Origin of the sequence: Nonomuraea sp. NPDC050202 (assembly GCF_040656115.1) — a bacterium.
Classification (GTDB): domain Bacteria; phylum Actinomycetota; class Actinomycetes; order Streptosporangiales; family Streptosporangiaceae; genus Nonomuraea.
Genome location: NZ_JBFALF010000007.1, coordinates 207,724 through 231,023, shown reverse-complemented (window position 1 = coordinate 231,023; position 23,300 = coordinate 207,724). Strand labels below are relative to the sequence as shown.

Annotated in this window: 24 protein-coding genes; 11 read left to right on the top strand and 13 right to left on the bottom strand. The window is 71.1% G+C overall.

Annotation, left to right across the window (positions count from 1 at the left end):
- Positions 1-56: 56 nt before the first annotated feature.
- From AB0I79_RS22145 to mce, 3 genes are all read right to left on the bottom strand, one after another.
- Positions 57-1,232 (bottom strand): AI-2E family transporter, encoded by a 1,176-nt coding sequence (locus AB0I79_RS22145; protein WP_357875734.1) that lies wholly within the window; start codon positions 1,230-1,232, stop codon positions 57-59.
- Between the two features lie 146 nt (positions 1,233-1,378).
- Positions 1,379-2,674 carry a DivIVA domain-containing protein gene (locus tag AB0I79_RS22140; RefSeq protein ID WP_357875732.1) on the bottom strand — a complete coding sequence of 432 codons (1,296 nt, stop codon included), beginning with the start codon at positions 2,672-2,674 and terminating at the stop codon, positions 1,379-1,381.
- A 204-nt stretch (positions 2,675-2,878) separates the two neighbouring features.
- Positions 2,879-3,301, bottom strand: a complete 423-nt coding sequence (mce, locus tag AB0I79_RS22135; RefSeq protein WP_357875730.1) for a methylmalonyl-CoA epimerase — start codon at positions 3,299-3,301, stop codon at positions 2,879-2,881.
- Positions 3,302-3,387: 86 nt separating this feature from the next.
- On the opposite strand from mce, the gene AB0I79_RS22130 reads away from it, so the two are divergent.
- On the top strand, positions 3,388-4,575 hold the full coding sequence (locus tag AB0I79_RS22130) for an acetyl-CoA C-acetyltransferase (protein ID WP_357875728.1): 1,188 nt from the start codon (positions 3,388-3,390) through the stop codon (positions 4,573-4,575).
- A 63-nt stretch (positions 4,576-4,638) separates the two neighbouring features.
- Here the strand turns inward: AB0I79_RS22130 and AB0I79_RS22125 are convergent, their stop codons facing one another.
- The gene (locus tag AB0I79_RS22125) at positions 4,639-5,013 is read right to left on the bottom strand and encodes a nitroreductase family deazaflavin-dependent oxidoreductase (RefSeq protein ID WP_357875726.1); all 375 of its coding nucleotides are present in this window, start codon (positions 5,011-5,013) and stop codon (positions 4,639-4,641) included.
- Positions 5,014-5,109: 96 nt separating this feature from the next.
- On the opposite strand from AB0I79_RS22125, the gene AB0I79_RS22120 reads away from it, so the two are divergent.
- Positions 5,110-5,775 (top strand): TetR/AcrR family transcriptional regulator, encoded by a 666-nt coding sequence (locus tag AB0I79_RS22120; protein ID WP_357875724.1) that lies wholly within the window; start codon positions 5,110-5,112, stop codon positions 5,773-5,775.
- Between the two features lie 9 nt (positions 5,776-5,784).
- On the opposite strand, the gene AB0I79_RS22115 is transcribed toward AB0I79_RS22120, so the two are convergent.
- On the bottom strand, positions 5,785-6,174 hold the full coding sequence (locus AB0I79_RS22115) for a hypothetical protein (RefSeq protein WP_357875722.1): 390 nt from the start codon (positions 6,172-6,174) through the stop codon (positions 5,785-5,787).
- 213 nt (positions 6,175-6,387) lie between these two features.
- Between AB0I79_RS22115 and AB0I79_RS22110 the strand changes: the two genes are divergently transcribed.
- Positions 6,388-7,809: a hypothetical protein gene (locus AB0I79_RS22110; protein WP_357875720.1), complete on the top strand. Its 1,422-nt coding sequence runs from the start codon at positions 6,388-6,390 to the stop codon at positions 7,807-7,809.
- A gap of 179 nt (positions 7,810-7,988) precedes the next feature.
- The gene (locus AB0I79_RS22105; protein ID WP_357875718.1) at positions 7,989-9,095 is read left to right on the top strand and encodes a hypothetical protein; all 1,107 of its coding nucleotides are present in this window, start codon (positions 7,989-7,991) and stop codon (positions 9,093-9,095) included.
- Positions 9,096-9,382: 287 nt separating this feature from the next.
- Here AB0I79_RS22105 and AB0I79_RS22100 read toward each other — a convergent pair whose 3' ends face one another.
- The 3 genes from AB0I79_RS22100 to AB0I79_RS22090 all read right to left on the bottom strand — a co-directional run bounded on the left by AB0I79_RS22100 (position 9,383) and on the right by AB0I79_RS22090 (position 12,077).
- A complete protein-coding gene (locus AB0I79_RS22100) occupies positions 9,383-9,535 on the bottom strand; it encodes a hypothetical protein (RefSeq protein WP_357875716.1) in 153 nt (50 codons plus the stop codon).
- A 153-nt stretch (positions 9,536-9,688) separates the two neighbouring features.
- Positions 9,689-10,360, bottom strand: coding sequence for a DUF4230 domain-containing protein (locus AB0I79_RS22095; RefSeq protein WP_357875714.1), 672 nt, complete (start codon positions 10,358-10,360; stop codon positions 9,689-9,691).
- 28 nt (positions 10,361-10,388) lie between these two features.
- Positions 10,389-12,077 carry a hypothetical protein gene (locus tag AB0I79_RS22090; RefSeq protein ID WP_357875712.1) on the bottom strand — a complete coding sequence of 563 codons (1,689 nt, stop codon included), beginning with the start codon at positions 12,075-12,077 and terminating at the stop codon, positions 10,389-10,391.
- Between the two features lie 230 nt (positions 12,078-12,307).
- Between AB0I79_RS22090 and AB0I79_RS22085 the strand changes: the two genes are divergently transcribed.
- From AB0I79_RS22085 to AB0I79_RS22060, 6 genes are all read left to right on the top strand, one after another.
- Positions 12,308-12,859 (top strand): MarR family transcriptional regulator, encoded by a 552-nt coding sequence (locus AB0I79_RS22085; RefSeq protein ID WP_357875710.1) that lies wholly within the window; start codon positions 12,308-12,310, stop codon positions 12,857-12,859.
- Positions 12,843-13,784 carry a tetratricopeptide repeat protein gene (locus AB0I79_RS22080; RefSeq protein ID WP_357875708.1) on the top strand — a complete coding sequence of 314 codons (942 nt, stop codon included), beginning with the start codon at positions 12,843-12,845 and terminating at the stop codon, positions 13,782-13,784. The genes AB0I79_RS22085 and AB0I79_RS22080 overlap by 17 nt, the downstream gene beginning before the upstream one ends.
- A gap of 9 nt (positions 13,785-13,793) precedes the next feature.
- The gene (locus tag AB0I79_RS22075) at positions 13,794-14,423 is read left to right on the top strand and encodes a cytidylate kinase-like family protein (protein WP_357875706.1); all 630 of its coding nucleotides are present in this window, start codon (positions 13,794-13,796) and stop codon (positions 14,421-14,423) included.
- Between the two features lie 77 nt (positions 14,424-14,500).
- The gene (locus AB0I79_RS22070) at positions 14,501-15,910 is read left to right on the top strand and encodes an NAD-dependent malic enzyme (protein WP_357875704.1); all 1,410 of its coding nucleotides are present in this window, start codon (positions 14,501-14,503) and stop codon (positions 15,908-15,910) included.
- A gap of 505 nt (positions 15,911-16,415) precedes the next feature.
- A complete protein-coding gene (locus AB0I79_RS22065; protein WP_357875702.1) occupies positions 16,416-16,598 on the top strand; it encodes a hypothetical protein in 183 nt (60 codons plus the stop codon).
- A 3-nt stretch (positions 16,599-16,601) separates the two neighbouring features.
- A complete protein-coding gene (locus tag AB0I79_RS22060) occupies positions 16,602-17,483 on the top strand; it encodes a Crp/Fnr family transcriptional regulator (RefSeq protein ID WP_357875700.1) in 882 nt (293 codons plus the stop codon).
- Positions 17,484-17,516: 33 nt separating this feature from the next.
- On the opposite strand, the gene AB0I79_RS22055 is transcribed toward AB0I79_RS22060, so the two are convergent.
- The 4 genes from AB0I79_RS22055 to AB0I79_RS22040 all read right to left on the bottom strand — a co-directional run bounded on the left by AB0I79_RS22055 (position 17,517) and on the right by AB0I79_RS22040 (position 21,917).
- Positions 17,517-18,014, bottom strand: coding sequence for a hypothetical protein (locus tag AB0I79_RS22055; protein WP_357875698.1), 498 nt, complete (start codon positions 18,012-18,014; stop codon positions 17,517-17,519).
- Between the two features lie 47 nt (positions 18,015-18,061).
- Positions 18,062-19,612 carry a glycerol-3-phosphate dehydrogenase/oxidase gene (locus AB0I79_RS22050; protein WP_357875696.1) on the bottom strand — a complete coding sequence of 517 codons (1,551 nt, stop codon included), beginning with the start codon at positions 19,610-19,612 and terminating at the stop codon, positions 18,062-18,064.
- Positions 19,613-19,617: 5 nt separating this feature from the next.
- On the bottom strand, positions 19,618-21,096 hold the full coding sequence (glpK, locus tag AB0I79_RS22045) for a glycerol kinase GlpK (protein ID WP_357875694.1): 1,479 nt from the start codon (positions 21,094-21,096) through the stop codon (positions 19,618-19,620).
- Positions 21,097-21,170: 74 nt separating this feature from the next.
- Positions 21,171-21,917 carry an IclR family transcriptional regulator gene (locus tag AB0I79_RS22040; protein WP_357875692.1) on the bottom strand — a complete coding sequence of 249 codons (747 nt, stop codon included), beginning with the start codon at positions 21,915-21,917 and terminating at the stop codon, positions 21,171-21,173.
- A gap of 92 nt (positions 21,918-22,009) precedes the next feature.
- Between AB0I79_RS22040 and AB0I79_RS22035 the strand changes: the two genes are divergently transcribed.
- Positions 22,010-22,636 (top strand): TetR/AcrR family transcriptional regulator, encoded by a 627-nt coding sequence (locus AB0I79_RS22035; RefSeq protein ID WP_357875690.1) that lies wholly within the window; start codon positions 22,010-22,012, stop codon positions 22,634-22,636.
- 103 nt (positions 22,637-22,739) lie between these two features.
- On the opposite strand, the gene AB0I79_RS22030 is transcribed toward AB0I79_RS22035, so the two are convergent.
- Positions 22,740-23,267, bottom strand: coding sequence for a hypothetical protein (locus AB0I79_RS22030; protein WP_357875688.1), 528 nt, complete (start codon positions 23,265-23,267; stop codon positions 22,740-22,742).
- Positions 23,268-23,300: the final 33 nt, after the last annotated feature.

The window sequence follows — 23,300 nt, the reverse complement described above, 5'->3', positions numbered from 1 at the left end:
AGGTCACCCCCGGCCTGAGCGGGGAAGCGCCGGCTTGCCGGGTCACCGCGAGGAGGTCACACCTGGTCCTGGTGCGGGAGCACCAGCTCGCGGATGATCAGCGCGATCGCCGCGGCCACCGGGATGGCCAGCAGGGCGCCGACGATGCCGAGCAGCGCGCCGCCGAACAGCGCGGCGATCACCGTCACCGCCGGCGTCACGTTCACCGAGTGCTTCATCACCCTGGGGTAGATGAGGTAGTTCTCGACCTGCTGGTAGGCCACGAAGAAGATGGCGCACGCGATCCCGGCGGGCCACGAGTCGAGCAGCGCGACCGCGGTCACCAGCACCGCGCCGATCGTCGCGCCCACCAGCGGGATCAGGTCCGTCAGCGCCACGACCAGGGCGAGCGCGAGCGCGTACTGCACGCCCGCGATCGACAGGAAGATCCACGTCACCACGCCCGCGATGACCGAGATGAGCACGTTGCCCGCCACGTACCCGCCGATGCCGCGGAGGATCTCCTCCGTGATCGCGCGCGTCCGCGTCCTGCGCGAGGACGGTACGAGCTTGAGCAGGTAGTCCTTGATCGTGTGCAGCGAGCCGAGGAAGTACAGCATGAGCACCAGCAGCGTCACCGTGGTGAACACGCCGTTGAGCACCACCAGCCCCGCGCCCATGATGCCGGTCGCCAGCGACGGCCCCAGCGTGCCCGTCACGAACGTCCTGATTTGCGGGAGGATCTGGTAGTCCTGGTCGAGCTGGCGCAGCGTCGGATGGTTGCTCAGCTCCGTGAGGTAGCCCGGCACCGCGTCGATGAACTCGGTGAGCTGCTTGCTGACCGGCGGCACGATCGCCAGCCCGAACAGCGCGAACGCCACGATGACCCCGGCGAACACGATCGAGATCGCGCCCCGCCTGGCCAGACCGCGCCGGTGGAGGGCCTCGACGGCCGGGTTCAGGCCGACCGCCAGGAACATCGCCACGACGATCAGGATGATCGTGCTCAGCGAGGCCACGATCATCTGGGCCAGCGCGATCGCCGTCAGCACACCCAGGCCGCCGACCAGGCCGAAGAGGAAGGGGCCGCGGGCGAGCGGCTTGCCGGGCAGCCCGTACGACCCGGGGCCGGCCTCGTCCTGCGCCTTCCCCTGTGCCTTCCCCTGGGCTTTCTCCCGTGCCTTCTCCGGGGCCTCGGGCTCCTGGGGGCGGTCTTCTTCCTGCGTGGTCGCCGGCTCGACGTCTGCGGACAAGGGGGACACTCCAGGGGGATCGGCAACACAGCATGACGGACTCGTACCACTTCGTACACGCCCGACGGCAAAGAGAGAGCCTAGCGACCATTCGGCCGCCAGGCTCTCCCCAGCCGTCGTTCAGCCCCGTGTCGTGATCGCCGGCGTTACTCCTGCCACCACTCCGCGTCGTCGTCGGCCTTCTTGACCTCCACCTTGGGCGCGGGGGTCGTGGCCGGGGCGATCGACTCGGCCGCAGCGGGCGCGGCGAGCGCGGGCTTCGGCGGGGCCGCGGTGACCGCGGGCTCCGGCTCCATGCCCGGCAGGGCGGCGCCGCCGAGGAGCTGGCGGAGCTGGGCCAGGTGGCTGGTGATGCTGTCACGCTGGCGGGTGAGCTCGTCGACCTGGCGCTGCATCGCCGTACGGGTGCGCTCGGCCTCGTTCTTCGCCTCGGTGACGATCGTCTCGGCGCTCGACTTGGCGTCGGCCACGATGGTCTCGGCGCTCTTGCGGGCGTTCGCGACGAGCTGCTTGGCGTGCAGATCGGCCTCGCGGCGGGTCTGCTCGGCCTGCTGCGTGGCCTTCGTGGCCCGCGACTCGGCGGTGGCGGCGCGCTGCTCGGCCTCGGCGACCAGCTTCTGCGTGGCGGCCTGGGCGGTGGCGTGGCGCTCGGCCTCCTGGCGCTCGGCCTCCTCGCGGCGGGAGGCGAGCTGGATCTCGAACTCCGCCTCGTCCTGCGCCCGCTTGGCCTCCGACTCCTCCAGCACCCGCTGCGCCTGCGCGCGCATCTCGTCGGCCTGCCGCTTGGCGGTGGTCAGCACCTCGTCACGCTCGCGCTTGGTGGACGCGCGCAGCTGCGCCACCTCGCGCTCGGTGGTGGTGCGCAGCTTGGCGATCTCCCGCTCGGCGTCGGCCCGCTTCTCCGCCACCTCGTGGTCGGCGGTGGCGCGCAGCTTGGCGGCCTCCCGCTCGGTGGTGTTGGTCAGCTCGTCGGCCTCGCGGCGCGCGGTCGAGCGGATGTCCTCGGCCTCCCGCTCGGCAGTCGTCCGCATCTCGTCGCTCTCGCGCGTGGCCTGGGCGCGCTTCTCGGCGGCCTCGGCCTCGGCGGCGGCGCGCACGTCGGCCGCCTCGACCTTGGCGGCGGCCTTGATCTCGTTCGCCTCGGACCTGGCGGCCTGGACGAGCTCGGTCGCCTGCTCCTCGGCCAGCCGGAGCAGCTGCTCGATGCGGGCGCCCAGACCGGAGTAGGTGGGGCGCTCCTGCTCCTGCAACTGGCGCTGGGAGTCGGACAGGTCGCGCTGGAGGCTGGCAACCTGCTCGCGGGCCTGGCGTAGCTCCCCGTCGAGCTGCTTGAGGTGATCGTGGACCTGATGCCGGTCGTAACCCCGGAGCACCACGTCGAACTCGCGTGCGGGGGCGTCCTCGAAGAAGTTGTTGAGCTGGGCGTCGATGTCGGACTGCATGGAGGCTCGATCCTGGGTTGTCGAGACGGCTACACGGGCCGGACGGGGGGTTCGGGGCATCCGTACCAGGAGCCTGTGCCTCTCGGCAGGCCCCATGTCCGGTGGAAGGTCAAGCGTACTCCGCTGGTGCCACCTGCGAAGCCCCGTCCATCTTTATGCGTGACTAGTTACATATGAACGTTTTTTACGTTTTGTGGGGGTTTGTTAATGCTTGGCCGCTTGGACCAGCTCTGTCAGCATCCCGCCCACATCCTTGGGGTGCAGGAACGCGATCTGCGACCCCATCGAGCCGTGGCGGGGGCGCTCGTCCAGCAGCCTCACACCCTTCTCGCCGATCCTGGCCATGGCCTCCTCGACGTCCGGAACCCCGAACGCCACGTGATGGACGCCTTCGCCCCGCTTCGCCAGGAATTTTCCCACAGGCGAGTCGTCGGAGAGAGGCTCCAGGAGCTGAATGTAGGAGCCCCCGCCTTCGCCGTCGGCGATGTGCAGCATCGCCTCCTTGACGCCCTGCTCCTCGTTGACCTCCCTGGCCACGACCGTGAGCTCGAACGTGCGGGAGAAGAGCTCGATCTTCTCCTCAAGGTCACGACAGGCGATCCCGATGTGGTCGATCCGCATGAACATGTGTGGCCTACCTCCATGGCGAGCGACGTCGTACTCGTGGGTATCGTGTCAAAAGACCGGACGCGCGAGCACAGGAGGCCGTTGTCATGTCCAGTTCCGTCATCGTCGCCGGAGCTCGCACCCCCATCGGAAAGCTCCTCGGCTCCCTGTCCGGCCTCCCGGCCGTCGAGCTCGGCGGCATCGCGATCAAGGCCGCCCTGCAGCGGGCCGGGGTCGCGCCCGAGGCCGTCGAGTACGTCATCATGGGCCAGGTCCTCCAGGCCGGCGCCGGGCAGATCCCCTCCCGCCAGGCCGCCGTCAAGGCCGGCATCCCCATGACCGTCCCCTCGATCACCATCAACAAGGTCTGCCTGTCGGGCCTCGACGCCATCGCCCTGGCCGACCAGCTCATCAGGGCCGGCGAGTTCGAGATCGTGGTGGCCGGCGGCATGGAGTCCATGACCAACGCCCCCCACCTGCTGCCCGGCCTGCGCAAGGGCGTCAAGTACGGCGGCTCGCAGGTGGTCGACTCGATGGCGCACGACGGCCTGTTCTGCGCCTTCGACCAGTGCGCGATGGGCGAGTCGACCGAGCGCCACAACAGCCGCCTCGGCATCGGCCGCGAGGAGCAGGACGCCCTGTCGGCCCGCTCCCACCAGCTCGCCGCCGCCGCCGTCAAGAACGGCGTCTTCGAGGAAGAGATCGTCCCCGTGGAGATCCCGCAGCGCCGCGGCGAGCCGCTGGTCGTCAAGGAGGACGAGGGCGTACGCGGCGACACCACGGCGGAAACCCTCGCCAAGCTGCGCCCCGCCTTCGCCGCCGACGGCACCATCACGGCCGGCTCGGCCTCCCAGATCTCCGACGGCGCCTGCGCGGTGGTCGTCATGTCCAAGGCGAAGGCGGAGGAGCTCGGCCTGCCCTGGCTGGCGGAGATCGGCCGCCACGGCAACGTCGCCGGCCCCGACGCGTCCCTGCAGTCGCAGCCGGCCAACGCCATCAAGCACGCGATGTCCAAGCAGGGCGTGACGGCGGCCGACCTGGACCTGGTGGAGATCAACGAGGCGTTCGCCAGCGTGGTGCTGCAGTCGGCCAAGGAGCTGGGCGTGCCGCTGGACAAGGTCAACGTCAACGGCGGCGGCATCGCCCTGGGGCACCCGATCGGGGCGTCGGGGGCCAGGATCGTGCTGACGCTGGCGTACGAGCTGAAGCGGCGGGGCGGAGGGCTGGGCGCGGCGGGTCTGTGCGGAGGCGGCGGCCAGGGCGACGCCCTCCTCATCACCGTCCCCAGGTCCTGACGCTCCGTGCCGCGGGCCGCAGGCGCTTGATCAAGGTGCCTGCGGCGCGCGGGGCACCCGTTCTCAGCCCGCGGCCAGGTCCATGCGAAGGAACTCGGTGATCCGCAGCACTCTCGGCGGCCGGGCCACCTCGTCGGGCAGCGCCCGGAACGCCTCGTCCTTCCCGATGACCCGCGGCGAGGTGAGCTCCACCTCCCGCCCGCCGACCCTGAGCCGCGCCCCATCGGCCGCCAGCACGTTCCGCACCCAGTCCGAGCCCGACCCGTACACCAGCACGAACAGGTAGCCCCCCGCGACGGGATGCGCGTCGAGAGGGGTGCGGTACGTCGCGCCGGAGACGCGCCCGACGTGGATCAGCACCGGCGACTTCCCGGCGGCGAGCGTGAGGGGGTTGAACACCCGCTTGTTCACGTGCCCCCACCATCTCGGCATCGGCATCGCGATCCCCTCCTCTTACGCGCGTAAGGTGACTTACATGTGTAAGACTGGCTTACGCTCGTAAGGTTGTCAATCGCCTAATCCGCCGGAGCCGTCGTGTCACCACCATCGCAACCGCTCAGCAGGGATCTCGTGCTCGAAGCGGCGATCCGGGTCGCGGACCGCGGTGGGGCGGAGGCGATCACGATGCGCAAGGTGGCGCAGGAGCTGGGCGTGGAGGCGATGTCCCTCTACCACCACGTGCCGAACAAGGACGCGATCCTCGACGGCGTGGTCGACATGGTGTTCGCGGCGATCGAGCTGCCCGGCGCCGAGCACGGCGACTGGCGGGAGGCGATCCGCGCACGTGCCTTCTCCGCCCGTGAGGTGCTGTCGCGGCACAACTGGGCCCTCGGCCTCATGGACTCCCGCCGCGATCCCGGGCCGGCCACGCTGCGCCACCACGACGCCGTCCTCGGCGTCCTGCGCAGGGCCGGGTTCACGCTGCCGATGGCCGCGCACGCCGTCTCGCTCATCGACAGCTACATCGGCGGGTTCGTCCTCCAGGAGGCCAACCTGCCGGTGATGACGCCGCACGACGTCGAGGAGGTGGCGGGCAACATCCTGGAGCACCTGCCGGCGGACGAGCTGCCGTACCTCACCGAGATGATCGTCGACCACGCCATGCGGCCGGGCTACGACTACACCAGCGAGTTCGGCTACGGCCTGGACCTGATCCTGGACGCGCTGGAAGCTCGGCGGGGCCCCGGCGGCCAGACGTGAGACCGCCGGCTACGGCCGCCGATCCTCGTTGATCGTCTGGTCACCGCCGGCCTGGTAGACGCGTCCCTGCCCGGACGCCTCGGCACGCATGTGGATGTTGGTCGCGCCGTCGCCCGTGGAGATGATGCCTGAGTTGTCGCCCCCGATGGCGACCGACCCCGGCCCCGACGCCGTCACCCCGGGCCCGGGGGCCCGCTCGGGCTCGTCGTTCGCCGGCGCCGGACGGCTGCGCAGGCCGTGGATCGCGACCCCCAGCCCGGCCACGGTGAAGAAGAGCCCGATCACGCTCGCCAGCTTGTCGGCGTTGTCGAGGCCGACCCGTACGAAGGAGTAGATCAACGCCGCCGCTGCCACCACCGCGACCGCGGCCCCGCCCCACACCAGCACCCGCTTGCGCATACCGGCATCATCGGCCTTCAGCGCCCGTGAGCACAATGTGAACGGACGCAGGTACGCGCGGGCGGCTCGGGCGACCTCGCTGGGCTCCCCTGTACGGGGCGGCGCTGCGCGAGCCGGGGGAGGACGGCGGCATGGCGGCCGTCAGGTGAACACCGGCAAACGAACTCACGTGACCGTATTGTCGGCAGAGGTCCCCGATATGAAGATCAGGGAGTGCCTCACATCGGAGCCATTCCCGCCGCGCTCGCCCTCGCCGCATCAACGCTGCTGACCAGCGGAAACATCAACACGACGGCAGACGTCCCGTTACCCTCGGCGGTCTTCCGCGCCACCCACAACAGCTACTCGGGCAACCTCGGCGGCGCCAGGAACTCGATCGCCTACCAGCTCGACCACGGCATCCGCTTCATCGAGCTCGACATCCACGACAACGGCTACGCCACCTCCCGCGACTACGCCGTCGGCCACGACTCCCCGGGGAACCAGGTCGACCACGCCGGAAACCCCGCCTCGAACCTGCTGCGCGACTGGCTCGGCGTCATCGACGCCTGGTCCGCGCGGCATCCCACCGCCGCGCCGATCGTCGTCGCCCTGGACGTCAAGGACGACCTGACCGACAACACCTCGTACGCCGCGGGCAACCTGGCCGCGCTCAACCAGCAGCTCACCTCCGCCTTCGGCGCACGGTTGTACCGGGCCGAGGAGTACCCGGCGAGCCCGCCGACGGTGGACGAGCTGCGTGGCCGCGTCCTCGCGGTGATCTCCGGCGACGGGAGGACCCGCAGCGCGTACCGGCGCGACCTCGGCCACAACCCGGCCGTCGCGATCAACGGCCGCGGCCAGGTGGTGGAGGTGCACGACTCGGGCTCGGGCGACCTGTGGTACTGGACCGGCGCGTACGGCGCCGACGGCCGCGTCACCTGGCTGCGCCACGGCAGGTACGACAGCGGCGTCACCCCCGCCGTCGCGCTGAACGACCACGGCGACCTGGTCGAGGTCCACCAGTCCCAGACCGCGACCACGCTGTGGTACCGCGTCGGCCGGCTCGGCGCCGACGGCGAGATCACCTGGTCGGCCAGCCGCAAGTACGACGACGGCGTCCTGCCCACGATCAGGTTCACCGACCCGGCCGGCACGCGGCTGCGCGAGATCCACCGCAGCCAGAGCTCCAGCCAGAACTGGGAGTGGGGCGGCGTGCTCGACGCCGGCGCCATGTCGGTCTCGTGGAGCGGCAACGCCAGGACCTCCGACGCCCGCCACGACAAGACCACCTCGGCCAGCGGCACGGCCCGCGTACGCGTGTGGACCGGCGCCGACGGCCCCACACCCGCGCAGACGCTGCGCGTCGACACCGACAGGCACGCCGGGGACCGCGTCCGCTACCGGCAGATCGTCTTCGGCGAGTTCCAGCAGGGGGATGGCGCGGAGCTCCAGCAGGGGGCGCTGTTCCACGCGGCGCCGGCGGGCCAGTCCTCGTTCCTCACGGCGGCGCTGCGGGCGGGGAAGCTGGCCCGCGGCTGGGGCTTCAACTCGGCGGGCAACGCCACCGACCCGCTGGCCAGCTATCCGGCGACCGACCGCCCGTTCGACGGCTGGTACCGGGACCTTCTGACGCGGTCAGGCGCCGTGGAGTAGTCACACCAAAGAGCCGTCACGGACAGTATTCAGCGATTACGGAGCGTGCGCATAATGGAATCACGCCGACCAGAAAAGGCCCAAGCGCCACAGTAAGAGCGTCGACTCCACCAGCCTCGCCCTCCTGGCAGAGGTCATCCGCTCTCGTCGAGAGCACCTGTTGGAGCGGAGGATCCCCCATGCCCCGTGATGATCCGTTCGTCCTCCCCGTCCCGTACCAGCCCGCTCCTGCCCGCCTCAGCCCGCACGCCGACGCCGCGCACGCCCACTCCACGACCTGGGCCAGGACGACGGGCCTGCTCGACTTCGTGGACGGGCGAGGGGTGCGGGTCTGGGACGAGGACCGGTTCGTGTCCATGGCGATCCCGCTGCTGGCCGCGTACGGCCATCCGGACGCCGCCCCTGCGGAGCTGCGGCTGGCCTCCGACTGGTACGTCTGGGCGTGCTGGTTCGGCGACCACTTCACCCAGGTGTTCAGGCGGCCGGGCGCCTACCGGCAGGCGAAGGCGTACCTCCACCGGCTGCGTCGCTTCACCCCGCCGGGCTCCCCGCGCACGCCGCGCCCGGCGAACCCGGCCGAGCGCGGGCTCGCCGACCTCTGGCCCCGTACGTTCGCCGGGGCCTCCCCAGGATGGCGGCGCAGGTTCGCCGCCGGCACGCAGGGGCTCATGCAGGGCTGCCTGCGCGAGCTGGAGAACGCCAGGAACGGCCGTGTCCTCAAGCCCATCGAGCACATCCGCCTGCGCCGCGTCTGCGGGGGTGCCCCGTGGGTCGCGGATCTCGTCGAGCGGGTCGCCGGCGCCGAGGTGCCCGAGAAGGTCGCGGGCACGCGGCCGGTCAGGGTGCTGCGCGACACGTTCTCGGACGGGGTGCACCTGCTCAACGACCTCTACTCCTACCGGCGGGAGGCCGTCGAGGAAGGGGCGCACGACAACGGGGTGGTGGTGCTGCGGCGGTTCCTGGGCTGCGGGGCGCAGGAGGCCGCCGACCGGGTGAACGACCTGCGGACGTCCCGGTTGCGGCAGTTCGAGAGCGCGGTGCTGACGGAGCTGCCGCCGCTGGTGGAGGAGTGCGGGCTGGATCCGGAGGAACGGGGCAGGATCGCCCGGTACGTCCAGGGCCTGCGGGACTGGCAGGCCGGGGCGTGCGCATGGCATCGGCGCTCCGGCCGCTACCTCGGCCTCGGCCCCGCCTCCCGGGCGAGCTGGCGGATCGAGATGCCGGCGGGGCACGCCAGCGCGGCGCCCGCGCCCAGCGATCAGGGCGTGCAGCGCGAGCCCCTCTGAGCCGCCGGCGCGCCCGCCATCCTGTCCGGGCGGGCGTGAGAGCCGGCCGTGACGCTGGTCCGGGCGGGCGCGAGGGTCGGCCGTGACGCCGGCCCGGGCGGGCGCGAGGGCCGGCCGCGATCCTGGTGCGGACAGCGCGAGGCCCCGGTCCGACCAGGAATGGACCGGGGCCTCGTGGCGTCGTGCCGCCGGCTCGACCAGGATTCGGGCCAGGGCGCCGTAGCCCCCCTAAGGGGGCGTTTCAGCCCGGCCGCGAGGGAGGATGCGGCCGGGCTGCTTGTGGGCGGTCATGAGACGAGGAACCGGGCGAGGACCGAGCGGTTACGGCGCTCGGCCGGCCGGCTCTTGCTCGCCTCGCGTACGCGCCGCTGCTCGGCCGCGGCCTGGCGCAGCTCGGCCGCGTGGTGCTGCATCACGGAGTATTCGAGTTCGGCGTTCATCCGACTGCTCCCTTGTCTCGTTCCCTGCACTCTCAAGGTTCGTCCTAAGGCCCCCTCCGGCACATCGGGCGTATGCCTTATCTCTCGGCATAAGCGCAGATAGGGAGGTACTTAGGCGGGCGCACCGGATGACTAAGGCGCAGGTGAGGGTGCTTAGGGCTCGTCGGTGAACTTGACCGTGACCTTGGTGAAGCCGAGCGATTTCAGCATGCCCGACAGCATGGCCTTGGTGTTGGCGTCGGCCCTGGCCCGCAGGTCGCTGGCCACGGCGGCCTCGGTGATCTTCTTCTCGGCCAGGAGGTAGAGCTCCCGCTGGTCGGTGGGGGAGCCCGACAGGAAGTCGCTCACCCGGTCGAACAGGCCGCGCTGCTGGGCGAAGACGTAGGAGCGGCTGTTGTCGAGGTTCGGTTTCTCGAGCTGGGCGCGCGGCACCAGTACGGTCGCCTGGGTGCGGTCCTCCGAGACGGTCACACCGTTCGCCGCCAGACCGGAGAAGTCCACGTAGGCGTCCACCCCGCCCGCCCCCACGAACAGCGTGCGGGTGCCCTTGATCGCGTCGGGCAGGAAGTTGGCGTCCTTCTCCAGGTCCACGACCACCTGGAAGGTCCCCGTCGCGGCCTCGAACCGGCTCAGGTCCTTGATGGACTGCAGGAGCACCGGCTGGCTGCGGTCGATGCTCTGCTCGCCCAGCGGGTTGACCCAGGACCAGGCCAGCCGGCCGCCCACGACGAGCAGGACCGCCAGCACCAGGAGGCCCGCCAGATATCGCCACCGGCGGCGCCGCCCGGGGGTCACCTCGGGCGACGCCGTTTGGGAAGTCGTCATGCGAGCATGACTACCCGTCAGGCGATCATCAGTGCCAGCCCTTTGGTGACATCTTCGCTCCCCAACCGTGGCCGTTTCCTTGCGGACCGCGCGCCGGGTGCTCGTGGGAGGCGGGGGCCTGCTCGGCCGCCCCCGCGGTTTCGGGAGCCTGTGCCTGCTCGGAGTCCTGAGGCTCCGCCTGCGCCGGCCCTTGACCCGACTCCTGCGCGGGCCCCCGTGCCGGCGCCTGTTCCGGCGGGGCCTCCCCGGCGGCCTGCGCCGGGACGGCCTCCTGCGGCCCGGGATCGAACACCGGCCAGCTCACCCCCGACGTGTCGGGAGTCCACCGGTCGGCGGCGGCTTCCAGGGGCTGTGCCGGCGCGGAGCCCGACACCGGCGTGCCCGGCGCGGAGCTGACCGACGTGGTGCCACCGGGCCCCGGGTACACCGGGTAGACGTGGCTCTGCTCGGGCATGGACCGCGCCTGCGGCGCCACCTGCGCGTGCGAGGGGCCGCCGCCGAAGTGCGTGCTCGACAGCCGGCAACCCTGGAAGTCGCTGTAGAACATGCGCAGCCACTCCCTGCGCTGGTGCTCGCTCCACGAGGAGAACGACGTCGTCGCGTAGTGGTGCTCGGGCAGCGGCGTGCCGGGCAGCGGCTCACCGCGCAGCCAGGCCACCACGATCTGCCGGTAACCCTCCGTGACCGCGCTCTGGCACCTGGGGGCCAGCGCCTCGATGTACTCGTGCGCCGCCTCCTCCGCGAACCCGGCGGACAGGTCCGGCACGTGCACCGGCGCGAGCCCGTTCGACGGCTTCAGCGGGTCGTCCAGCGGGCGCTGCTCCACCCGCGTGAACGCGGCGGGGGTCCCGGCGAGCCGCGAGGCGATCTGTGTGAACGCCGCCCCCAGCTCGGTCAGCCCCGCCTGCATCCCCGGGTGCACGCAGACCGTGATCGGCCACTCCTGGCAGGTGTAGGCGATGTCCACGGCCGCGGCCGGCTTCGGCTGGGCCAGCACCCGCGACACGCCCATCCCCGCGGCCAGCACTGCCAGCAGCGCGCACGCCAGCACCAGGGCCTGCCTGGTGACCAGCGCCGCCCAGCCGAGCAGCAGCGCCGCCGTGATGCCGAGCAGCCAGATCGTCTGGTCGAAGAACGGCGCCCCGTTCAGCCCCTGGAACAGGTCGTACGGCTCCCCTGTGCCCGGCGCCAGCTTGTCGGCCCACCCGCGGTCGTCGGCCAGCCACGAGAACAGCCCGTAGCAGGCCAGCCCGGCCAGCGGCGGGGTGAACGGCCGCGGCAGCACCCAGCCGGCCACCCACCCGATCACCGAGTACAACGCCAGCCCCGCCATGCCCATGGCCAGCCCGGTCAGGCTCAGCCTGCCCGCCTGGTCGGTGAGCACCGTCTTGACGGCCAGCACCAGCACCGTGGCCCCGAACGAGCCCACGACCACCATCACGATCGCCAGCGGCGCCTTGAGCGCCCGCCACGTCGTGAGCGAGCGCCCGCGCAGCGCCCGGCGCTTGCGCAGCGCCACCCAGGCGGCGAAGGCCGCCGCCACCGGCCCGGTCAGCCGGAGCGATCCGATGACCGCGGCCACGATGTTCTCCCACGCGTCCACGCCTGGAATCAGGACGTTCCACGCCGCGAACAGGCCGACAGCCAGCAGCACGGCAACCGTGACGGCCGCGCTGTGCTTCAGCTCCTCTCGTGAAACGCCCGCGTGCTCACGCACCCTTTTCCCCGTTGAAGTTCATCAAGCGCACCCCCCGTGCCCCTCGGTGATGCGGAACACGCGCGGTCCCGGCCGTCCCCACGGCCGCTGGACTTGGCATCCGCGTCACCATACGTAGGAGAACCATAACTGAGCGTGATGATTGATGTCCGGATTCTTGGTCAAGCGAAGAAGCCTGTCGCAGAGAGTGACCAGACGAACCGGGACGAGAGGCGCGCTACCGTAGCGCTGTGTCGCAGCCGAAGCCGCTCAACCTGCCGTTCGACCCGATCGACCGCGCCGCGGAGAGCTGGCGTGCTCACTTCGGGCCCTCCGCCGCCATGGCGGCCGTTACCTCGATCATGAGAGCGCATCAGATCCTGCTGTCGCAACTTGACTCGCTCCTGAAGCCATACGACTTGACCTTCGCGAGATACGAGGGATTGGTCCTGTTGACCTTCAGTAAGACCGGCGCGCTGCCCCTGTCCAAGATCGGGGAACGTCTCATGGTTCACCCCACCAGCGTCACGAACACGGTGGACAGGCTGGAGAAGTCCGGGTTCGTCCGCCGGCTGCCCAATCCGCGCGACGGCCGCGGCGTGCTGGCCGAGATCACCGAGGCGGGCCGCGACGTCGTACGGCGGGCCACCGCCGACCTGATGGCCGCCGAGTTCGGCCTCACGATGTACGCCGAGGACGAACTCCACCAGATGTTCGACCAGTTGCGCACCCTCAGGGTGGCGGCGGGTGACTTCCCGGCCTCGTCCATGCGGCAAGATGAAGGGCATGGCGGACTTCTCTAGACCCGGGTCCCTCTACGGAGCGGTGGACCTGGGCGCGCGCAAGCAGGCTCTGGAGGCGCAGGCCCGGCGGGAGGCGGCAGGTCCCCAGGCGGCCTCGTCGGCCTCCGTCGTCGACGTGACCGAGGAGACGTTCACGACCGACGTCATCGACCGGTCCATGACCGTGCCGGTGGTTCTCGACCTCTGGTCGCCCAGGGCGCCCGGCAGCGCCCAGCTCAGCCCGGTGCTGGAGAAGGTCGTCGGCGACCTCGGCGGCAGGGTCGTCCTGGCCAAGGTCAACGTCGACGCCAGCCCGCAGATCGCGCAGGCGCTGCGCGTGCAGGCGGTGCCGACGGTGCTGGCGATCTTCCAGGGGCAGGCCGTCACCGGCTTCCAGCAGGTGCTGCCCGAGCAGGAGGTGCGCCGCTGGCTCGACGAGCTGATGGGCGCGGTCGAGCAGTTCTACCAGGCCAACCCGGGCGCCCGGCCGCCCGGCGCCGAGCAGGACGGGCAGGAGGAGCCCGCGGGGCCGCCGGCCGACCCCGACATGGTGGCGGCCGAGCAGGCCATCGACCGGGGCGACTTCGACGCGGCGATCGCGGCCTACCAGCGGCTGCTGGCCCGCGCGCCGGGCGACGAGGACGCCAAGATGGGGCTCGCGGGGGTCAACCTGATCAAGCGCACGGCCGAGGCCGACCCGGCCGACGTGCAGCGGCGCGCCCAGGACCCGTCCGACATCGACGCGCAGCTGCTCGCCGCCGACCTGGAGATGTTGTCCGGCGCGGTGGACGAGGCGTTCGCCCGCGTCATCGCCGTGGTCAAGCGCACCTCGGGCGACGATCGCGACAAGGCCAGGAAGCACCTGCTCGGCCTGTTCGAAGCGTTGCCCGCAGAAGACCCATCTTTGGCGAAAGCGCGCAGAGCTTTGGCCAGCGCTCTGTTCTAACCTGGAGATATGCGGGTCGTCACCATATCGGCGACATACGGCACGGCCGGCAGCCAGATTGGCCCGGCCGTCGCCGAGCGGCTCGGTGTGCCCTTCGTCGACCGCGCGATCCCCAGCGCCGTGGCCGAGGAGCTGGGCTGCTCACTGGAGGAGGCGCTGGCCTACGACGACCGGGCCGAGCACGGCCTGGCCCGGCTGTTCTCGGGCGCCGTGCGGCTGCCGACGGTCACGTTCGGCGGCGTGGACATGTACGTCCCGGGTGCGATGCCGCTCGCTCCCGAGGAGTTCGTCCGGCGCACGGAGCGCATGCTGACAGAGATGGCCCGCAACCAGGGCGGCGTGTTCCTGGGCAGGGCCGGCGCGGTGGTGCTGGCCGATCATCCGGGCGCGCTGCACGTCAGGCTCGACGCCCCGCTCCAGCGCCGCGTCCGGCAGACGGCCACGCTGGGCGAGCTCAGCGAGCGTGAGGCCCGCCGGATCATCGAGGACAACGACCGGGCCCGCAGCGCGTACGTGCGGCACTTCTACCGGGCCGATCCCGCTGATCCCTGTCGATATCACCTTGTTGTCGACAGCACGACGATCCCGGTGCCGGCGTGCGTCGAGCTGATCGTTCTGGCGGCCGAGGCGCTCGATTGACCGAGCGCCGAGTCAGGCCACGGTCAACAGCCCCTAACATGGATGCATTCTTGGTCAGTCCCGAAGGAGCGATTGACGTGGCGACCGTCCCGAGTGTGTCGTACTCCATCACCGTGCGTCTCGAGGTGCCGGCCGGCGGCAAGGCCGTCAGCCAGCTCACCCACGCCGTAGAGTCGGCAGGGGGCGTCGTGACCGCCCTAGACGTCACCAACGCGGGGCACGAGAAGCTCCGCATCGACGTCACCTGCGCGGCCAGGGACACCGACCACGCCCAGGCCATCGTCGACCAGCTCGAGGCCGTCGAGGGCGTCGTCATCCACAAGGTGTCCGACCGCACGTTCCTCATGCATCTCGGCGGCAAGATCGAGATGAAGTCCAAGGTGCCGCTGCGCAACCGCGACGAGCTGTCCATGGCGTACACGCCGGGCGTGGCGCGCGTGTCGATGGCGATCGCCCGCAACAAGGAGGACGCGCGGCGCCTGACCATCAAGCGCAACACCGTGGCCGTGGTCACCGACGGCTCGGCCGTCCTGGGGCTGGGCAACATCGGGCCGGAGGCGGCGCTGCCGGTCATGGAGGGCAAGGCGGCGCTGTTCAAGCGTTTCGCCGGCATCGACGCGTGGCCGATCTGCCTCGACACGCAGGACGTCGACGAGATCGTCCGTACCGTGCAGGTGATCGCGCCCGGCTTCGGCGGGATCAACCTGGAGGACATCGGCGCGCCGCGCTGCTTCGAGGTGGAGCGGCGGCTGCGCGAGCTGCTCGACATCCCGGTCTTCCACGACGACCAGCACGGCACGGCGATCTGCGTGCTGGCCGCGCTCACCAACGCGCTGCGCGTGGTGAACAAGAACATCGAGAACGTCAAGATCACCATGGCGGGCGCGGGCGCGGCGGGCAACGCCGTGCTGCGGCTGCTGCTGGCCGCCGGCGCCCGCAACGTCGTCGTCTGCGACTACCTCGGCGCCGTGCACAAGGGCCGCGACGACCTCGACGAGTCGCTGCGCTGGATCGCCGACCACACCAACGCCGAGGGTTACTCCGGCGACCTGCGCGGGGCGGTCAAGGGCGCCGACGTGTTCGTGGGGGTCTCCGCCCCGGGCATCCTGACCGGCGACGACATCGCCACGATGGCCACGGACGCGGTGGTGTTCGCGCTGGCCAACCCGGAGCCCGAGGTGTCGCCCGACGACGCCCGCGAGCACGCCGCCGTGGTCGCCACGGGCCGCTCCGACTACCCGAACCAGATCAACAACGTGCTGGCCTTCCCCGGCGTGTTCCGGGGGCTGCTCGACGCGCAGGCGAGCGGGGTGACGCAGGAGATGCTGCTGGCCGCCGCGAACGCCCTGGCCGCCGTGGTCACGCCCGAGGAGCTGGGCCCGAACTACATCATCCCGAGCGTCTTCCACCCGGATGTGGCCACCGCCGTGGCGGCGGCGGTCCGCGAGTCCGCCGGTGGCCGGGCGCGCGGGTTCACCGAGGCGTAGAGCCCTCAGGGCAGCAGAGCAGCAGGCCCCCGCCGGAACACCTCCGGCGGGGGCCTGCTGTGGTTTTGGGGTGTTCCGCCGCCGGACGGGGAGGTGAGAGCCCGGGCTACCACCCCCGGCGCTCTCACCTCCCGCGAGCTGACGGCTCAACATGCTCGGCAAAGAGGCTGGAGCATCAGCACTCCCATCGAACCCCATCGGCGGCGCGACCCGGGACGAGGGTCGAATCGGGGAGGGAAGACTCGTTCCCGAGTGGTAAGAAACACCCTCTGGGCGGAAGTTCGTTTTCTCCGGGTGGATGAATTTTCTCCTCCGGTGATTCTGTGCCATGGCGGATTTGCCGCGCCTTCCGGCTGGTCGGGGTTGATATTTCGGGACCGTCCTGTCGCAAACGACTGATTTCTGGCGTGAATCCCGCCCTGGCCTTAAGGTCTTCCTGTGCGGGCTCGCTACCAAGTCCAGAAAAAATGAAACATGCTCGGCAAAGAGGCGAAATGGAGGACAAATGCGAGATCAATTTACCATTGTCATCGGTGCTCTCGTGGCCGCAGCCCTCATGGGCGTCATCGGCCATGCCGCCGTACGTCTGGCGAAAGCGGCTCCAGGTGCCGTGGTGCGCGCGCTGCTCGCGCTCGCCGTCGCGCTCGGCGCCATCCCGGCGATCCTGTACGCCCTCTACGGCTCCTAGGCCATGTCCATGGATCGCCTTCCTCCCCAGCGTGCGGGCCAGGTCAACTTCTGGCGGCACCTGCCGAAACTCGAGCGGGACGCGCTCACGCGCGTAGGAACCGAGCGCTCCGTCGAAGCCGGCGAGGCCGTACCGGTGCGTGACGAACCCGGCATCACCGTCGTCACGGCAGGCGCCTGGATCCGGCTTCAGGCGGGAAGCGCACGCGCCAGCCGCAGCATCATCGACCTGGCCGCGCCGGGCGATCTCGTCAGCGCCCTGCACCCGACCGATCCGGCGGGCCCTCAATGGCTCGGTGAAATGGCCGACATTCATGGAGCCGTGCTCGCGCGGGGCAGAATTCTCGAGGTCGCCCAGGAGATGATCCCGATCGTTCTCGGGGATCTGCCTCATATCCAGAATCTCATCAGGACGATACAGGCCGAGCAACTGCACTTCGCCAGGCAGTTGCAGGCCGTGCGGCGGCTCAAGATAGACGTACGCCTTTCACGTCTGCTGCTGAGCCTGCTTCACCGGTTCGGCGAGCGGCCCGTGGCCAACCGCAACGTTCTCGCGCCGCCGCTGTCACAAGCGGATCTGGCGGCGTGGGTCGGGGCCAGCGAGACCTCCATCGGGCGGATCCTCCGGCAGTGGCGCGATGACGGCCTCGTGCGCAGCGGCTACTCGTGGGTCTCCATCGAGGACAGAAAGTCCCTGCGCGACCTCGCGAACTCCTCGGCCGTGCCCTACGCCAGGTATCCCGCGCCCGGGAGACGGAGGATGACGTCCGGCTCCGCCGCCTCCGCGCAGAGGAGGATCACGCCCCGGATGGCCGGCCTGGACCTCGCCGGCGACCTGCCGCCCGGGCTGCACGCCCCGGAGCGGGCCGAGGGGTATCGCGGGTGAACGGCGCGGGGCCGCCCACCTGTCATGCGGCGCCTACGACGTGACGTTCGACGCGGTGATCGCGGGCATCAGGCGGTAGCTCTCCTGGAAGACCAGGTTGTGCGCGTCGCCGGCCGCGATCACCCGCAGCGTGTCGAGCTGCCCGGCCGCGTCCGACTCGTCGAAGACGTTCAGCGGCCAGTCGCCGACCGTGTTGCCGCGCAGGTGCGGATGGTGGAAGTCGCAGCCGAAGTGGGCCACCACCGCGATCGGCTGGACGCCGCTCTCGCGCTGCTGCGGCCACGTGAGCGACCACATCGCGTTCAGGCCGCCCTCGCGCGACCGGGTGACCCCGCTGGCCACCACCTCCCCGGTGCCGAGCAGCAGGTCGGCGTTGGCCTCGTCGAGCGCCCGGCGCGCCACGGGGTCGAGGAGCTCGACGGCCCTGGCGAACACGCGTTCCTTGTCCTCCCGCGTGACGGCGTTGCCGTGGTCGCCGTCGCGCAGGTCCGTGAAGTGCCTGAGCAGGGCTTCGTTGATGGGAGTGCGCATGCCCACCCCCTGCCCAGGCTGAGCGCCTGGCCACCTCCCCACGCGAGTCAGGCCAGCAGCGCCGCGATCCTGGTGCGCACGTCCTGCGTGTCGAGGCCGCGCACGGTGAGCGTGGTGCGCCGGCGTACGACGTCGTCCACCGTGGCCGCCCACTCGTGGTCGCGGGCGTAGACCGCCTGGGCCCAGATGTCCGGCCCGCCGGGGTGGATGCGCTCGCCGAGCGCGGGGTCCTCCCTGATGAGCCGGGCCAGCTCGAACGCGATCGACCCGTAGTGCGTGGCCAGGTGCCTGGCCACCAGGGGGTCCATGCGCGTGCCCGGGTCGCGGTCGGTCCACAGCCGCATGGCGACCGCGTCGGGGCTGGCCAGGCCGGGCAGGGGTACGGCCGGCAGGATGTCGGCCAGGTCGTCGCCCAGGGGCCGCCCCGGCAGGTGGGCGAGGATGTCGAGCACGTGCTTGCCGATGTGCCGGTAGGTCGTCCACTTCCCGCCGGCCACCGACAACATGCCGCCCGAGCCGCGGCTCAGCACCGTCTCGCGCTTGGCCGCCGTCACCTGCCCGGGGCCGCCGGGCAGCACGCGCAGGCCGGCGAAGGCGTAGGTGATGTCCTCGCGCCGGAGCTGCTCGTCGCGTACGGAGTGGCCCGCCTCGTCGAGGATCTGCGCGAGGTCCGCGTCGGTCGGGCTCACGGCGCCGGGATCGCCCTCGTACGGCTCGTCCGTGGTGCCCAGCAGCAGGTGGTCCTCCCACGGGATCGCGAACGACACCCGGTACTTGTCGATCGGCGTGGTCAGCGCCGCCTTCCACGGCTCGTGCCGGCGCAGCACCAGGTGGGCGCCCTTGGACAGCCGGATGCTCGGCGCGGCGTCCGGGTCCTCCATCCGCCGCAGGTGGTCCACCCACGGGCCGGTGGCGTTCAGCACGAGCCGGGCGGACACGCCGAACTCCGCGCCGTCGAGCCTGTCGCGCAGCTCGGCGCCCGTCACGCTGCCGGACGTCTTGCGCAGCCCGACGACCTCGGCGTGGTTGAGCACGGTCGCGCCCGCGTCCACGGCCGCCCGCACGGTCATGACCGCGACGCGGCTGTCGTTCATCTGGTGGTCGCCGTAGACGGCGGCGGCCCGCAGACCCTCCGTACGCAGCGCGGGCACCTTGGCCAGCGCCTGATGCGGCGTGATCACCTTGCCCATGCCGTCGCCGAACACCGACAGCGCCGAGTACAGGAACACGCCCGCGCCCAGCTTGGCGGCCCCGTGCGGCCCGCCCTTGTAGATCGGGACCAGGAAGGTCAGCGGCTTGACCAGGTGCGGCGCGATGTCGGCGGCCAGGGCACGCCGCTCGCGGTGGTTCTCCGCCACCAGCTTGACGTTGCCGGTCTGCAGGTAGCGCAGGCCGCCGTGGACGAGCTTGGAGGAGGCGCTGGAGGTGGCCCCGGCGAAGTCGCCGGCGTCCACCATCGCCACCCGCAGTCCCGCCTGGGCGGCCATCCAGGTCACCGACGTGCCGAGGATGCCGCCCCCGATCACGAGCAGGTCGTAGGCGGTGGTGGACAGCTCCTGCCGGACCTCCGCCCGGTCGGTGCCGATCGCGGTCGTCATCGCTGTCATCCCTCCTGCTCGACCCAGCCCAGGGTGCGGGCCACGGCCTTCTTCCAGTTGCGGTACTCGCGTTCGCGAGCCGCCTCGTCGATCGTGGGCCGCCACTCGGCGGCCTTGTGCCAGTTGGCGCTCAGGGTGTCGAGGTCCGGCCAGTAGCCGGTGGCCAGGCCGGCGGCGTACGCGGCGCCGAGCGCGGTCGTCTCGGCCACCATGGGCCGGATCACCGGCACGGCCAGCACGTCGGCGAGCGTCTGCATGAGCAGGTTGTCGGCGGTCATGCCGCCGTCGGCCCGCAGGGTCGTCAGGTCGAGCCCCGAGTCGGCGTTCATGGCGTCCACGACCTCGCGCGTCTGCCACGCCGTGGCCTCCAGCACGGCCCGCGCGATGTGCCCCTTGTTCACGAACCCGGTCAGCCCCGCGATCACCCCGCGCGCGTCCGAGCGCCAGTGCGGCGCGAACAGCCCGGAGAAGGCCGGGACGAAGTAGCAGCCGCCGTTGTCGTCGACCGTCTTGGCCAGCGTCTCGATCTCGGCCGCGCTGGAGATCAGGCCCAGGTTGTCGCGCAGCCACTGCACGAGGGAGCCGGTGACCGCGATGGCGCCCTCCAGCGCGTACGTGGCGGGCCCGTCGCCGATCCGGTAGCCGACGGTGGTCAGCAGGCCGTGCTTGGAGACGACCGGCTGCCGGCCGGTGTTCATCAGCAGGAAGCTGCCCGAGCCGTAGGTGCTCTTGGTCTCGCCCGGCGCGAAGCAGGTCTGCCCGAACAGCGCCGCCTGCTGGTCGCCGAGCGCCGAGGCCACCGGGACGCCGGCCTCGGTGTGGCCGTAGACCTCGGCGGACGGGCGGATCTCCGGCAGCATCGCGCGCGGCACGCCCATCGCGGCGAGCAGCTCGTCGTCCCAGGCCAGGGTGTGGATGTTCATCAGCATCGTGCGGCTGGCGTTGGTCACGTCGGTGATGTGACGGCCCGTGAGGTTCCACAGCAGCCAGCTGTCCATCGTGCCGAACAGCACCTCGCCGCGCTCGGCCCGCTCCCGCAGCCCGTACGCGTCGAGCAGCCAGCGGATCTTCGGCCCGGCGAAGTAGGTGGCCAGCGGCAGCCCGGACCGGTCCTTGAACAGGCCCTCGTGCTCGGCCAGCGCGCGCGTGAGCGCGTCGGTGCGGGTGTCCTGCCAGACGACCGTGGGGCAGACGGGGCGGCCGGTGGCGCGGTCCCACAGGACGGTGGTCTCGCGCTGGTTGGTGATGCCGAGGGCGGCGATCTGGGTGTCCTCGATGCCGGCCCCGCCGACCGCCTCGGTCAGGACGGTCCGCACGTTCTGCCAGATCTCGTCCGCGTCGTGCTCGACCCAGCCCGGCTTGGGGAAGATCTGGCGGTGCTCGCGCTGGGCGACGGAGATGATGTTGCCGGCCTCGTCGAACACGATGCACCGGCTGGACGTGGTGCCCTGGTCGATGGCTGCGACGTAGTGCGGTCGAGGCACTGGGCTCCTCGCAAGGCTCATGGTTCGACAATGCCGAACGAATGGTATGTGGTCCGTCGAAGCTTGTTCAAGTGTCATCGGGCGAGGTCGCGGGTGATGGCCCGGGCGGCGTCGCGTACGTAGGAGACGAACTCCATGTTGAGCCGGCCGTCCGTGGCCAGCCGCTCGACCGCGCCGCGGATGCCGATGGCGCCCACCACGAGGCCGCGCGGGTCCTTGATCGGGGCGGCGATGGCCACCTCGCCCTCCGTCAGCTCCTCCATCTCGGCCGCCCAGCCCCGCGCCCTGACCTGGTCGAGCTCCGCCTCCAGGGCTGCCGGGTCGACGATCGTGCGCCTGGTGCAGGCCTCCAGCGGCGGCGTGCCCTCGCCGTACGGGTCGTGGGCCAGCAGGACCTTGCCCAGGGCGCTGGCGTGCGTCGGCAGATACGTGCCCACCTGCAGCGTCTGCATGCTGTCGTCGGGCCGGAAGACGTGGTGGATGACCAGGACGTGCCCCTCGTGCAGGGTGCCGATCCAGGCACTCTCCCTGCTGCGGCCCGCCAGCGCGTCGGCCCAGTTGATGGCGCGGGTGCGCAGCTCGTTGACGTCGAGGTAGCTGCTGCCCAGATGGAGCAGCGTGGCGCCGAGCCGGTACTTGCCCGTGGCCGCGTCCTGCTCGACGAAACCCACGTGGACCAGGGTGCGCAGGATGCCGTGCAGCGTCCCCTTCGGCAGGCCCAGAGCCCGGGCCAGCTCGGCCACCCCGAGTTGCCGTGGACCGGAGGCGAGCAGCCGTAGGATCGCGGCGGCGCGCTCCACCGATTGAATCGTCTCTCCCACAACGGGAACCCTAACGCAGTTCGGCAATGCCGAACACCTGCCTTAACGGGAAAAGTGTGCCGCTAATATGTCTGTTGCGAGAAGGAGACTTGATGGACCAACTTTCCCGCTCGGCGGGAACCGTGCGGCCGGGGGGCCGCACAGCCCGGGTGCGCGCGGCCGTCCTGGAGGCGACCCAGGACGAGCTGGTCGAGCGCGGCTTCCACGGCCTGACCATGGATCAGGTCGCGGCCAGGGCAGGCGTCGGCAAGACCACCGTCTACCGGCGCTGGGGGAGCACCCCCGGACTGGTGGCCGACCTCATGAACGAGCTGGCCAACCAGTCCTCCGACCACGCCGACACGGGGAGCGTCGAGGAGGACCTGCGCGCCAACGCGCTGGCCGTGCTCGACGCGCTCAACGACGGGCGGCTCGGGGTGACGTTCCAGGCGGTCATCGCCGCCGCCACCTCCGACGAGCAGGCGGCCCAGGCGTTGCGCGCCTTCTACCTGCGCCGCATCGAGGAGTGGGCCAAGGTCGTGGACCTGGCCGTGCGGCGGGGCGAGCTGCCCGAGGGCACCGACGGCGGTGAGGTGATCAGGGCCGTCTCGGCCCCGCTCTACTACCGGCTGGTGGTCACGAGGGAGCCGGTGACGCGGGTGGTCGCCGAGCAGTCCGTGGCCCGCACGCTGGCCGCCGCCAGGGCCGGCGCGTTCGTCGTGGCGGCCCCGCCAGGCTGAAGCGGAGCCTGAGGGGCCATGGCAGGACCGGCCTGGCCGTGCGCGACCCGCGCGACCTGCGTGACCTGTGCGGCGACCTGCGCGGCGACCTGCGCGGCCGGCGTCACATGCTCGATCGGGGCCAGATCGAGCCGTACCACCACAGGATCCCGCCCATCACCACGAGGCCGCCCGCCGTGGCCAGCTTTCCCATCAGGTCGGCGGGCGGGCCCGTGTAGGGCAGGTGGCCGTGGCGTCGATGGCCCCAGGGGCAGTCGTTGTGGACGTGGCTGGAGTCGATCAGTGTCTCCGGCTCGTGGTCGCTCACCGAGTACGCCTCGATCTCGGCGCCGCTGCCCCTGCCCACCGGCACGTGCCGGACGATGGTCTTGCGGGCCGGGATCGAGCCGCTCGCCACGCTGGTGCCGTCGGCCTTCAGGTCGAAGCGGGCGAGCTGGCGGGTCTGGTTGTGCAGCCGTACGGCCACCTTGCCCGAGCGGCAGCCCACGTCGTCCACGGTCATCGTGAACGGGTCGCCGCCGTCGTGCCGGGGCCAGGGCCAGTCGCGCGACTGGGCGTCGGAGACGGAGGGGAGCAGCGCGATGGCGCCCAGCGGCAGGGCGGCCAGGATGAGGCGAATACCGGTACGCATATGATCCCCCAAGCGCGATTTTCGCTACCTAAA